The organism is Allobosea sp. 05T433 (assembly GCF_056396065.1).
On record NZ_JBFTKS010000063.1, the window covers coordinates 1 to 11,572 of the forward strand.

General features: G+C 60.3%; 13 protein-coding genes. 8 read left to right on the forward strand and 5 right to left on the reverse strand.

Features of this window, described 5'->3' with window-relative positions; all coding sequences use genetic code 11:
- Nucleotides 1-77: 77 nt before the first annotated feature.
- From tnpA to AC1DGP_RS34295, 4 genes are read left to right on the forward strand one after another with little or no spacing between them, the layout of a single operon-like run.
- Nucleotides 78-458, forward strand: coding sequence for an IS66-like element accessory protein TnpA (tnpA, locus tag AC1DGP_RS34280; RefSeq protein WP_441493346.1), 381 nt, complete (start codon nt 78-80; stop codon nt 456-458).
- On the forward strand, nt 455-802 hold the full coding sequence (tnpB, locus tag AC1DGP_RS34285) for an IS66 family insertion sequence element accessory protein TnpB (protein ID WP_441493345.1): 348 nt from the start codon (nt 455-457) through the stop codon (nt 800-802). The genes tnpA and tnpB overlap by 4 nt, the downstream gene beginning before the upstream one ends.
- 59 nt (nt 803-861) lie before the next feature.
- Nucleotides 862-2,514 carry an IS66 family transposase gene (tnpC, locus tag AC1DGP_RS34290; protein ID WP_476833206.1) on the forward strand — a complete coding sequence of 551 codons (1,653 nt, stop codon included), beginning with the start codon at nt 862-864 and terminating at the stop codon, nt 2,512-2,514.
- Nucleotides 2,515-2,570: 56 nt separating this feature from the next.
- On the forward strand, nt 2,571-2,768 hold the full coding sequence (locus AC1DGP_RS34295; RefSeq protein ID WP_476833212.1) for a hypothetical protein: 198 nt from the start codon (nt 2,571-2,573) through the stop codon (nt 2,766-2,768).
- A gap of 502 nt (nt 2,769-3,270) precedes the next feature.
- Here AC1DGP_RS34295 and AC1DGP_RS34300 read toward each other — a convergent pair.
- Nucleotides 3,271-3,936 (reverse strand): LuxR C-terminal-related transcriptional regulator, encoded by a 666-nt coding sequence (locus tag AC1DGP_RS34300; RefSeq protein ID WP_476833207.1) that lies wholly within the window; start codon nt 3,934-3,936, stop codon nt 3,271-3,273.
- Between the two features lie 441 nt (nt 3,937-4,377).
- Here AC1DGP_RS34300 and AC1DGP_RS34305 point away from each other — a divergent pair, with 441 nt between their 5' ends.
- Nucleotides 4,378-4,806, forward strand: a complete 429-nt coding sequence (locus AC1DGP_RS34305; protein ID WP_476771007.1) for a Ros/MucR family transcriptional regulator — start codon at nt 4,378-4,380, stop codon at nt 4,804-4,806.
- Between the two features lie 66 nt (nt 4,807-4,872).
- Here AC1DGP_RS34305 and AC1DGP_RS34310 read toward each other — a convergent pair whose 3' ends face one another.
- Nucleotides 4,873-5,079 carry a cold-shock protein gene (locus tag AC1DGP_RS34310; RefSeq protein ID WP_476771008.1) on the reverse strand — a complete coding sequence of 69 codons (207 nt, stop codon included), beginning with the start codon at nt 5,077-5,079 and terminating at the stop codon, nt 4,873-4,875.
- A 241-nt stretch (nt 5,080-5,320) separates the two neighbouring features.
- Here AC1DGP_RS34310 and AC1DGP_RS34315 point away from each other — a divergent pair, with 241 nt between their 5' ends.
- Nucleotides 5,321-5,794, forward strand: coding sequence for a Ros/MucR family transcriptional regulator (locus AC1DGP_RS34315; protein WP_441509065.1), 474 nt, complete (start codon nt 5,321-5,323; stop codon nt 5,792-5,794).
- 169 nt (nt 5,795-5,963) lie between these two features.
- Here the strand turns inward: AC1DGP_RS34315 and AC1DGP_RS34320 are convergent, their stop codons facing one another.
- Complete coding sequence (locus tag AC1DGP_RS34320) at nt 5,964-6,392, reverse strand: CBS domain-containing protein (protein WP_476833208.1); 429 nt, start codon at nt 6,390-6,392, stop codon at nt 5,964-5,966.
- Nucleotides 6,393-7,001: 609 nt separating this feature from the next.
- Here AC1DGP_RS34320 and mddA point away from each other — a divergent pair.
- Nucleotides 7,002-7,811, forward strand: coding sequence for a methanethiol S-methyltransferase (gene mddA / locus AC1DGP_RS34325; RefSeq protein ID WP_476770901.1), 810 nt, complete (start codon nt 7,002-7,004; stop codon nt 7,809-7,811).
- Between the two features lie 786 nt (nt 7,812-8,597).
- On the opposite strand, the gene AC1DGP_RS34330 is transcribed toward mddA, so the two are convergent.
- Entirely contained in the window at nt 8,598-8,870 is a 273-nt protein-coding gene (locus AC1DGP_RS34330; RefSeq protein ID WP_476833209.1) for a hypothetical protein, read from the reverse strand.
- A gap of 1,150 nt (nt 8,871-10,020) precedes the next feature.
- Here AC1DGP_RS34330 and AC1DGP_RS34335 point away from each other — a divergent pair.
- Nucleotides 10,021-10,458, forward strand: coding sequence for a hypothetical protein (locus AC1DGP_RS34335; protein ID WP_476833210.1), 438 nt, complete (start codon nt 10,021-10,023; stop codon nt 10,456-10,458).
- 499 nt (nt 10,459-10,957) lie between these two features.
- On the opposite strand, the gene AC1DGP_RS34340 is transcribed toward AC1DGP_RS34335, so the two are convergent.
- Nucleotides 10,958-11,572 (reverse strand): outer membrane protein (locus AC1DGP_RS34340; RefSeq protein WP_476833211.1); only part of this gene is annotated, 615 nt, incomplete at its 5' end.

An 11,572-nucleotide genomic window follows, 5' to 3' on the forward strand; every position in this document is an offset into this window, starting at 1 on the left:
CGTAGCCCTTCGGCGTGGGCCGCCTTGCGGTGGCGCGTGCTGAGTGAAGAAATAGGCGTATGGATAGTCATACGCCTATGCCGAAGCTCTCTCGGCTTGAAGTGATCACGACGGGATCGCGGCGGCGGTGGACGCCGGAAGAGAAGCTCCGGATCGTCGCGGAGAGTTATTCTGGTCACCGAGCGGCATCTTCGACGGCTCGGCGGCATGGACTGTCGAGCAGCCAGCTTTTCGCCTGGCGCAAGCTGGCCCGTGCAGGCCGCCTATCGGAGATAGACGAGCCAGGCTTCGCGGCGGCGATCATTGTCCCGGAGGCGGCTGCGGCGCTGGAGCGGTCGGCTTGTTCGGCTGGAGCCGGACGTATGGAAATCATCATTGACGACGTGCGCATCCTCGTCGATGCGAGCGTCGATGGTGCAGCCTTGGCCCGCGTGGTCGCTGTCATTGGGCGGCGATGATCCCGGTTCCGTCGAACGTGCGGGTGTGGTTGTCGGTCGGCCGGACCGACATGCGCCGGGGGATGACGGGGCTGGCGCTTCAGGTTCAGGAGGCGCTGGGCCGGGACCCGCACGCTGGCGATTTGTACGTCTTCAGAGGCGCCAGGGGCGATCTGATCAAGATCCTTTGGCACGACGGCCTGGGCATGTCGCTCTATGCGAAGCGGCTGGAGAAGGGCCGCTTTATCTGGCCGTCGCCGGCCGACGGCGTGGTCGCAATCTCGGCGTCGCAGCTGGCCTATATGCTCGACGGTATCGACTGGCGGAACCCGCGGCACAGCTGGCGGCCAAGCAGCGCCGGATAAGGTCGGGACGCTTCATTTTTTAGGAGTCAGCGGGTGGGATTCATGATTCACTTCTTGTCGTGGACGCCGCTCTTGCCGACCTGCCGGACGATATCAACGCGCTGAAAGCGGCGCTGACGATCGAGCGCGTGAAGACGCGGGACGTGGCCGCGGACCTGGCGGTGGCGCGCGCGAAGGCGTCCGAAGATCTGGCCTTGATCGCCCATCAAAAGTTGCGGATCGCCAAGCTGGAGCGGCAGATCTACGGCCCTCGCTCCGAACGGTCGCAACGGCTCATCGACCAGTTGGCGCTGCAGTTCGAGGAACTGGAAGCGAGTGCCACCGAGGATGAGCTGGCTGCGGAAATTGCCGTGGCCAAGGCCACGGTTGTGGCAGGGTTCACCCGCAAGCGCCCCGAACGGAACACCTTCCCCGATCACCTGCCGCGCGAGCGTGTGGTGATCGATCCTCCGACGGCATGCGACTGCTGTGGCGGAACCCGACTGCGCAAGCTGGGCGAGGATGTAACCCGGACTCTGGAAGCGGTCCCCCGCCAATGGAAGGTGATCGAAACCGTGCGGGAGAAGTTCACCTGCCGGGATTGCGAGAAGGTCAGCCAGGCGCCGGGCCCCTTCCACGTGATCCCCAGGGGATGGGCCGGCGCCAACCTGCTGGCGATGATCCTGTTCGAGAAGTTCGGCCAGCATCAGCCCTTGAACCGACAGGCCGAGCGCTATGCCCTGGAAGGCGTACCGGTCAGCCTCTCGACCATGGCCGACGCCGTGGGGTCGGGCTGCGCGGCACTCGACCCGGTTCTGAGGCGGGTTGAAGCGCATGTCATGGCGGCTGAACGCCTGCATGGCGATGACACCACCGTGCCGGTTCTGGCCAAAGGCAAGACCGATACTGGACGATGTTGGGTCTACGTCCGCGATGACAGGCCGTTCGGTGGGGCATCGCCGCCGGCGGCGATGTTCTATTACTCCCGCGACCGCAAGGGCGAGCATCCCCAAACCCATCTGGCCGGATATACCGGGCTGTTCCAGGCCGACGCCTTCGATGGGTATCGCCAGCTCTATCTGCCTGAGCGAAGTCCCGGGCGGATCCTGGAAGCAGGGTGCTGGGTTCACGCCAGGCGCCCGTTCTTCGCCATGGCCGATCTTGAGGAGAACGCCCGGCGGCAGGCTGCGGGCAAGAAGACGATCGCCCTCTCTCCCCTTGCGGTCGAGGTCGTGCGCCGCATCGACGCCCTGTTCGAGATCGAGCGGCCGATCAACGGCAAGAGTGCGCAGGAGCGCAGGACAGTTCGCCAGGACCTGAGCAAGCCGCTTGTCGATGCGCTTGCGGTCTACATGCGCGAACAGCGTGCCAAGCTCTCCCGCGGCCACGACCTCGCCAGGGCCATCGATTATATCCTCAAGCGCTGGGCAGCCTTCACCCTGTTCCTGGATGACGGGCGGGTGTGTTTGTCGAACAATGCAGCCGAGCGCGCGCTGCGCGGCATCGCTCTTGGAAGAAAATCATGGATGTTCTGCGGGTCAGACCGGGGAGGTCAACGCGCTGCCGCCATGTACAGCCTCATCGTCACGGCCAAGATGAACGACGTCGATCCTCAGGCCTGGCTCGCCGACGTTCTGGCCAGGATCGCCACGCATCCAGCTCATCGGATCGACGACTTGCTGCCCTGGAACTGGATGCCCAAAGCATCCGCCATCGCTGCGGCGGCGGCCTGACATTGGCCCCGGTTAACAAGGTCCACCATGTCCATACCATTGCCCGCGTCGCCGAAATGCTCGGTGAGGACGAGGACTGGCTGTGGGACGTGGCCAATGAAATGGACCAGGAGGACGGCGTGGTCTGGGTCTATGGGCCAGGCGATGACAGCGTCATGGCGTTCACAGACTTCGGCATCGAGATGCTCAAAGGCCTCGCCGAAATCTACAAAGCCAATCCTCACCTGCTCACAAGATCGGACGACCCGAAATAGCCGTACTGCGGCCTACGCCGCATGGTTACGAGCCCACGCTGACGCACGCGGATGTCATTGAAGAATTCCTGGCTTTAATGATGCACGCGCCGCTCATCGCGAGGCCTTTGCGTCCGATACAACGCATCATGATCCGTGCCTCTTTCGAGCTTATTCCCCCGAAACTGCGCGAGACGTTGGAACTGGATCACCGTCGCCTCACACACCTCCAGCTTAGATTCATCAAACTGGTAGGGCGAATTGCCGATCGAAYCCCCATTGTCGCTGCACCTCCAGTGCAGGCTTCAATTCGAATGGGCCGCGATCCCTACTTCCTATATCGTTAGGGCTGGATTGCCCTTTTTGGTTAGTCCTTGCTGTGAAGAGCCTTGGCTCCGATCTGGCGCACGCCATCACAAAAGGCGTGGGCTTTGAAGCAGGGGCCAAGTCGGCCATGGCGCATTCTCGCAAGCAACCGTGACGCCAAATCCAGCCGCTGGCGGCAACATGGACGCCACGTTTCCTATCGTCTTGTGCCCGGAATATCTGCTGCAGCATTCAGCTTCTGAGCCGTAATGACGACCTCAAGACGATTGCGGGCGTTCAGCTTCGCCATCAAATTGGTCATGTAGCCCTTGACGGTCTTATCGCTGAGCGACAACTCATGGGCGATCTCGCTGTTCTTCTTCCCGAGTAGGAGCAATTTTACGATCTGCTCCTCCCGAACGCTTAGTCTGTTGCTGATCGCCTTCTGTCGTTGCAGAGCCTTATCCTGCAAGGCACCAATTACCTTGGTTGCAAAGGCTGGTGTAACATACACATCGCCCTGCTGCGTCGCCCCTAGAGCCTGGAAGAGATCCTCTCCGGGGCTCCCCTTCAGGACATAGCCCCTGGCCCCAATATCCAAGGCCCTGATTGCATCATCCGCATTTATCGAGGCTGTGAACACAATGATCTTCGTCTCGGGAGCTAACTTCAACGCATCTGAGATTGCCTGAAAAACATCTCCCGCCATGTTGAGATCGACAATCATCTGATCGGGGTGGTGGCTTTTGGCGATCGACACGATGTCGTCCGCGACATTTCCTGTCGCGGCGAGGGTGAAACCGCCCCAACGCTTCAGCAGCGCACCAATACCCTCCATCAGCAGTGGATGATCGTCGACGATAGCAATCAAACGCTCCGGCATGGTTTTAGAACCCCGTACTACCTCCCCAGGCCGACCCGGATGTTTGCGTAGCCACCGCTTTTTGTAAATGCTTCGAAAATCGAAATATCTCTAAAGGCATCACTTAACATCAGATCTAACTCTAGGACATTCGTGTAATTCGCGTTTCCGGAGCCTGAGCGAATGGCGTCCAAGGCTCTCGATGTGAAGCCCCGAGCCGTTGAGTTCGTGTTTTGCCTGCTGCGGTCGAGTGTACCGTGCGAGTTTCCGGGCAGAAGCCTCTAGCGTGTCTCGGCTCAGCAGCCCGCCATACTTCGGACTGATCCCAAGGCAAATATGAACCGATCGCTGTATTGAATTTATGACCTAGCGACACGAGATGTATCGTAATCGTTCTTCGTTTTCGTAGTCACTCAGAACGCGAGTGGAGAGCTCAGAAATTTAGCGTGAAGGATACCAGACATGGATCAGGACACTGGAACTCCGAATTTCGTCGAATTAACATCGGATATTGTTTCGGCTTTCGTAAGTCACAACTCGGTGCCCGCAACTGAACTGCCGGACTTGATCGCGAAGGTCCACCAATCGCTAGGGAAGCTGGTGTCGCCTGAGGTTGCCGCTCCCGTTGAAGAGAAGCGCGAGCCCGCCGTTTCAATAAAGAAATCAATCGCGCCAGATTATCTGATCTGCCTGAATGATGGACGGAGGTTCAAGAGTCTCAAGCGTCATCTGCGGACGGCTTACAATCTTACTCCCGACGACTATCGGAAGATGTGGGGCCTTTCCCCGGACTATCCGATGGTAGCCCCAGTCTATGCCGAGGCTCGGTCGCAACTTGCCAAGAAGATGGGCCTTGGTCAGCAAAGGCGGATGCGCTCGCGGGCTGCATGATGGCCCTTAGAAATTGGACGATTCGTCAAAAGAAAATCCGCCCACTGATGTGGGCGGCTTGATATCTCAGACCTTAAGATTAGCCGCAGATTCTTTGCCACTGCGGCGGTCCGCTTCAACGTCATACGTAATCTTCTGACCTTCTGCTAACCCTCGAAGACCAGCCCGCTCCAAGGCCGTTGCATGGACGAAGACATCTTTACCTCCGGCATCCGGCGTAATGAACCCATAACCCTTGGTTTCGTTATACCACTTGACCGTTCCAGTCGCCATATTGGTTTCCATAGCTTTAGTGACGCGTCCCACCAAAGCGTAGGGTAGAATCCGAATTATGCAAGGCGGCATTGTAAATGACGGTCATCTCCTCCTCCGAATTGCTTCATCTAGCCGTGAACCGCGATTGCTATCGAAAGAACACGTTCGATGACCGCTCAGCCACGAAATGAACATTGCATTTTGGGGAGAACATAGGTCAGGTACGCGGTTAAAGCAGGCTTTTATTTAAGGAAGAACCATGCGCGAAGAAAATGACAATGTAGTTGATCTAACGGTAATGGTTGTTTCGGCCTACGTCGCCCACAACAACGTTCCTCCCGCGGACCTTGTTGCGCTAATTTCGAGCACTCATTCCGCTCTCACGCAGCTCGGAGCCAAACCCGAAGCTCCGCCTGTACCTATCGCGCTTGTGCCGGCGGTTTCGATCAAGAAATCGGTCACGCCGGACGCCATCATCTGCCTCGAAGATGGCAAGGCATTTAAATCCCTCAGGCGCCATCTGGGCACGGCCTACAATCTCACGCCTGAACAGTATCGCGCAAAATGGGGGCTGCCCTCCGACTATCCGATGGTCGCACCCAACTATTCGGAAGCTCGGGCGAAGCTCGCAAAGGCTTCTGGCTTGGGGCGCAAGGCCAAGCCGGTTCCGGCGGCCGCTCCCGAGAAGCCCGTGCGTGCGAAGCGAGCTACGCGCAAGAAGGTCGCTGGCTAGGCCCTGAGACCAATCCTGTGCCAACATGGCAATCGTATCGAGCGCCAACCAGGTCGCAAGAGACCGCTACGGTTCAGGACTTCAACTGAGCCGTAGTAGGAGGCAAGCAGGCCAGCTTCGCCGCGGCATCTCCACGCCCTCCCACTCGTTAGACCACAATCGCCGCGGACTATGCCGCTGGGCGCCCTGCAGGCTCCACGATGTCTGTTAGGGCGTCTCCGGCGGCTTCCGGGCTGTCCTTGAGCGCGCCGTCAGCAAGCGAGACCACGCCGACGAGCCGCTTGTTGCGATCGACAACGGGAAGGCGTCGGATTTGGTTGTCCCCCATATTGTGGATGACGTGGTCCATCTCCTCATCCTCGAAGCAGTATTTGACATCGCGCGTCATCACGTCGCGAACCAGGGCAAACCCATCACGCCCCTCGGCAAGAGCCCGCACAACAATATCGCGGTCGGTGATCGTGCCGACCAATCGATCGACGTCGCCGACGGGTAGGAAGCCAATATCCTCTTCGGCCATACGGCGAGATACCGCCTGCAAGGTCTCGTCCGGGCGGGCGATATGAGCCCCTCGGGTCATCGCTTCGGATACCTTCATATCAATGACTCCTCTCTTCGACGTGAGGGTTCAACGCTCCGGTGCCGGTACCGTTCCAGTTGACTTCGTCACCTGCGCCGGCGCGATCGTGCCGGCGGAATCCATGCCGCCGCTATCCTCGGCAACCGCCCCTATTCCTATTTCGGCCCCCTCGGAGACCTCGTCCGAAGGCCAACGCTGACCAATGTCAATGACCCGCGCGATCCTGATCGCCTGACCTCGTCTGGGGAAACCATGCACCGCGGCTCCCGCAACGAACTCGGACGCACGTGATGGGCACGAAGTTGTCGTGATCGAGAGATGCGAACTCGCCGAACCGCTCGGCGCCGGCGCCAGCGCAGCAAGCGAAACGGCAACTTCCACGGGCCTTGCCGCTAGGCAGCATCGAGGCATGCCGCGCCATCCCTGAGCTTGGGGGAGTCCCTTTGCTGCATGTGACTTCCATCACAGTCACACTGCGGATCGTCGAATATCACGCCGGACAACGCTGTGGAGACAGATCGCTAAGGACCCAAGGTCAATCGGACATCACGCCATATCCGAACATCTTCACCGCGCTTTACCGCGACACCGGCCGACTGCGACGTCGCGTCAACCGAGGTACCAGCCATGCGCAAGACCGCGATCCTTCTCTATGGCCTCCTGTCATACGCGTTCTTCTTCCTGACCTTTGTTTATGCGATCGGTTTCGTCGGCGGGTTTCTTGTGCCGAAGGGTATCGACGACGGGCCGGCAACGCCGGTGGCGCAGGCCCTCCTGGTCAACTTCGCATTGCTGTCGCTCTTTGCGGTCCAGCATAGCGTCATGGCCCGTCCAGGGTTCAAACGCTGGTGGCTCGGCTGGATCGATCCGGCGCTGGAGCGGCCAACCTATGTGCTGCTCGCAACGGCGGCCCTTGCGCTCTTGTTGTGGCAATGGCGGCCCTTGCCGGAGAGCGTCTGGAGCGTGACCAATCCGACGCTGGCGGCGACTCTGATCGGGCTCTCCCAGTTCGGATGGCTGTTCGTCCTGCTCTCGACCTTCATGTTCAGTCATTTCGAGCTTTTTGGGCTGAAGCAGGTATTCGTGCGTTTCGCCGGCCGTAGAATGCCGGAAGCCGAATTCAGGACGCCGGGTCTGTACAAGCTTGTTCGGCATCCGATCTATCTCGGCTTCATTATCGCCTTCTGGGCTACTCCCGTCATGAGCCAGGGCCATTTGCTCTTCGCGGCAGGGACGACGGCCTACATACTGGTTGGCATCATGCTGGAAGAGCGCGACCTGATCGCGCTGTTCGGCGACGACTACAGACGCTACCGCGAGCGCGTCGCGATGCTCCTGCCGCTTTGGGGCCAAATCCGTTCGGCGCAACGCAATCCGGCATCGCCCCGCACAAATGACACGACGTGGTCGGCTCAGCCGCCCTCACGTTCGCCCTGATCATAGGCATCAATCCGGACGCCGGGGTTTTCCGCCGGCGCCAGAAAGGAAACTCGCGATTTCAGCGGGTTTCCTCCGATGCTCAGGGCCGTCAGGGGATCAGGGAGTGTATAACGAGGGGTAATCGGGGTCTTTCCGCTTGGCAGCGGGTTTGACTCGGGAGATCATTGCAACGCGGCTTATGTTGCTTTGGGTCTGGGGAAAAATGAGCGTCACCGCCATGCTTTACGCCCTCATTGGGCTCTCGGCTCTCCTTGTCGTGGCTGTCTTCGTGCACACGAAGGATGACAGCCGGCGTCAACGCCGGCACTACGATCTGCGGCACCGCGGCACCTACGGGGCGTTTAGCCGAAGGATCCGCATTTGAGATTGGCGATCAGTGCCAGTTGTCGATGTCACGCTCGTGGGCGTCCTCGTCAACGCTGAGCCAGCACTCGGTCATCGGGACCCCGAAGCTCTCATAGGTAAACTCGAAGCCGACATTGGCTCTACGGCGTCTGATCCGGGCCGAACCTGGGGAGGTCGCCGGGGGGCCTTGGAGATGTGTCTGCTTAACCGCTACCCCGGCTCCTGCCGTCGAAGCATTGCATGGCGAGGTCGTGGTCAAGCAAGGACAGGATCATGCCTTGCCCCTCCGAAAGGAGTGCCTGGCTGCGTTGATCTCCGGTCCGCCCGTGGCGGCAATGACGATGCGAAGGCTTTCCGTCGCGGAGAGGCTGGTGGGCGACCGCTGCGGCCCTCACCTCTCAAGCGCGCGCGCCATCCTGGCGTTGGCGGGTTTGGCTGTCACACTCCAAGGATGCCGATGGTGCCGGGATCCGGAACAGCCTCGGCTATCGCGATGGCATCGCTCTCGATCGAGGTCGCGAGGCGGCAGTAATCGTCTAAGCTAAACATCACGCAGCGTTGATCCTGGGACCACCGGGTGATCACCTCCCAGACGACGTCGTACTCCTCGCAGAGGCCGCGAAATTGCAGGACTTGCATTTGCCCGAAGCGATTGCGGAACGCGGGAAGTCTAAGCATGAGACGGGCAAGCCCGCGTTCTTGAGCCGACATGGAACGCCCTCGTGAACCCCCCAGAAGACATAGGCAAGGAACGCATCGGCTACGGCGCAAGGCAGGAACGACGTCGAGTATCACCATTTCGATGGCAAATACTGACACTGAATGCCAATTACCTCAAATGTACTTTGCAGTGCGATCCACAATTTGCGCGTTCGATGCGGCATCGTAGTTAAGCAGGATTTGCCGGGTTCGCAGAAAGCCCGTGTGCCGGGAGTTCGACGGTTCTCCCGACCAATCCAGTCGACTTAGAACTCTGGATATCGTCCCCTTGAGAAGGGCCTTAAAAGAGCGCCACGAGATGGAGCGGCCGAGGCGAGGTACGCGGCGCGTCCGCTTCCGACCGAGATTGGCTGCATCGGCCAGGGCCAGCATCGCAGTGACATTCCGCGGGGTGTCGCCTGTGCCGCCGTGTGGGAAGTAATCGGCCACGCCCGTAGGGGGTCAAACGGCATGCCGCTCACAGCTTGCAGAAGGCGGCACTGAAGGCGCTCCCAGCCTTCAGTTGGAGAGCTTACGCGCTCTGCTTGGAAGATCGGGAAACCAGCGCGCTCCTCGAGGAGACCAGTAAAGCAAGCCGTTGAATTCGGATTGGCCTGCTCCGCGATGGCCTCCCCAAGGATGGCAATGTGCTCGAGATCGGTACAGCAGAGCTCGTAGAGAATTTTCTCCTCCGGTGAACGCGCTGTTCGTGGTGCCCCGAAAGGCGAAAGCCTTGCCACGGCCGAGGCTCCGGCCGGCGTCAGCGAGATCCCATACCTGGCTGGGGTACTGGCATCCGTCGAGACCCTCCCAGTCGGACCTATGCGCTACTGCTGCTCCCGCCATCGAAGTGTGTCAGGGCGTAGTCGGGCACCCTGTCCAGAAGCGCTGGGAATGCTCGATCATGCTTCGCTCCGTCGGAAGAGGCGATGGGTGCGCGGATCGCCGGGCCACTCGACTTGCCGCCACGTCGCGGCTTGCCGGCTCAACGCCGTCAGCAGGGCTGCTGCTGATCCGGACGAACTGCGCCGTCGGCGCGCCCAGCGAACCAGCGGACGATGACCACCCCAAGCGCGAGGGCGGCGACGGCGCACGACCAGATGGCGAGGACCATGTGCATTACTCCTTTTTTTGGGGTTCCTCTGCCTACCATGCGTCCGCCATGTCCGGCTTGTTCGTTCAAGCCATGCACGTGCTCATCACCGCCATTCCTTGCGACATCTCGGGCAACCGGAGCCGGTCCAATTCCCGACGTTGGCTGGGTTCGCCTTCGGGCCAATCGGGGCTTCGTTTACCTCAGCCCTCAGCCCCATTCTCTCAGAAATTATCCACTCTTGGCCCCAGAGTTGAGTTAGTGGCGGAGCGGCTTCGCGGTCCGGCCGGAGCCAGTGGCCTGCTGGTCGCGCTCTTATTTGAGCAGCATTGGGACGATGACAAGCGCGGCAACAGCAAGCACGGCCCCTATGCGCAGCCAGACAGCTCTGAGGTGTTTCCTCGCAAGCATAAGGCGCTCTCCACGCAACGATGGAACTCAAATGCCGATCCCGTAGCTGTCATGCACCATTGTGACGGGATCAGCCAATTCTTGATGTCATCATGAACCGCCCCTTCCGGAGCGCAAGCCGTATTGAGTCGCTAGGTGCGTGGCCGCTGTCACAACTTTGTCAGCGAGCGAAGTTGCCGGGGCTGGCAGGTGAGGACTGCGGTAAGCCGCGGTACGACGGGATCACTTACGTTGGACAGCACAGAAAACCGGACCGTCCCGATGGTGGTGGGTTTGCGCGACGGCAATGAGCCGTCGCGCAAACCATTTAGCCCTTTGTGACGATGGGCGTTGCAACCGGCGGGGGCGCTTTGCCCTTGCCCTTGCCAAACCCAACGCAGCCGCCAGCGGCAAGCAAAGCAAACGAAACGACAAGAATAGCCGACTTCTTCATCTGTTGACCCTCGAATATCGTTGCTACGTTTTTGATAGAAATTGCTCCGTAGCAACGTTTGGTTAAAACAGCGGGTGATCTTCCTACACGATGCCCGCTGCAACGACCTCCAGCGGTCCAGCCAATTTCCAGCAAGACCGCAGGAGTTCCATTCGCCGCGCGTCAGAACTTGTAGTTCACGCCAACGCGCAGGAGTCCGGCGCCGCCGCCGCCATTGCTGACCGCGGTATAGGTTCCGGCCGGCAGCACGCCGCCCGCGGGGTTTTCGAAGACCTGGGTCCGTCGGCCCTCGCCTGTATCGACGTAGAGGCCTTCGAGCTTGACCGTCCAGTTATTGGTGAAGGCGTATTCGACGCCGCCGCCGATGGTCCAGCCGGCATTGCTCGTCGTGTTGCCGGTCAGCGGGTTGGTGTTCAGGCCGCCATAGGCCAGACCGCCGGTGATGTAGACCAGGGTCCGGTCGAAGGCATAGCCGATGCGGGCGCGCACGGTGCCGAAATAGGCGCCGTCACCGCCGCCTCTGCCGGCCCACCATGTGTATTGTCCCCAGGCCACGCTACCGCCTGTATCGACATACTGGATATCGGTCTCAAGGCCGTAGACAATCGCGCCGGACTGCCAGTTATATCCGATCTGGCCGCCACCGACGAACCTGCCATCACCACCGCCGACACCGCTCAGGACGCTGGAAGAGCCAGCAGTCGGCCCGTTGACGGCGATCTCGCCCGAGTCAGCCCAGCCCACGCCGGCGTTGAGACCGACATAAAGACCAGCCCA

What these genes read in the sequence shown, in the direction of transcription:
- tnpA (WP_441493346.1), top strand. Translation starts at nt 78, where the DNA reads ATGCCGAAGCTCTCTCGGCTTGAAGTGATCACGACGGGATCGCGGCGG.
- tnpB (WP_441493345.1), top strand. Translation starts at nt 455, where the DNA reads ATGATCCCGGTTCCGTCGAACGTGCGGGTGTGGTTGTCGGTCGGCCGG.
- AC1DGP_RS34295 (WP_476833212.1), top strand. Translation starts at nt 2,571, where the DNA reads ATGCTCGGTGAGGACGAGGACTGGCTGTGGGACGTGGCCAATGAAATG.
- AC1DGP_RS34300 (WP_476833207.1), bottom strand. Translation starts at nt 3,936, where the DNA reads ATGCCGGAGCGTTTGATTGCTATCGTCGACGATCATCCACTGCTGATG.
- AC1DGP_RS34305 (WP_476771007.1), top strand. Translation starts at nt 4,378, where the DNA reads ATGGATCAGGACACTGGAACTCCGAATTTCGTCGAATTAACATCGGAT.
- AC1DGP_RS34310 (WP_476771008.1), bottom strand. Translation starts at nt 5,079, where the DNA reads ATGGCGACTGGAACGGTCAAGTGGTATAACGAAACCAAGGGTTATGGG.
- AC1DGP_RS34315 (WP_441509065.1), top strand. Translation starts at nt 5,321, where the DNA reads ATGCGCGAAGAAAATGACAATGTAGTTGATCTAACGGTAATGGTTGTT.
- AC1DGP_RS34320 (WP_476833208.1), bottom strand. Translation starts at nt 6,392, where the DNA reads ATGAAGGTATCCGAAGCGATGACCCGAGGGGCTCATATCGCCCGCCCG.
- mddA (WP_476770901.1), top strand. Translation starts at nt 7,002, where the DNA reads ATGCGCAAGACCGCGATCCTTCTCTATGGCCTCCTGTCATACGCGTTC.
- AC1DGP_RS34330 (WP_476833209.1), bottom strand. Translation starts at nt 8,870, where the DNA reads ATGTCGGCTCAAGAACGCGGGCTTGCCCGTCTCATGCTTAGACTTCCC.
- AC1DGP_RS34335 (WP_476833210.1), top strand. Translation starts at nt 10,021, where the DNA reads ATGTCCGGCTTGTTCGTTCAAGCCATGCACGTGCTCATCACCGCCATT.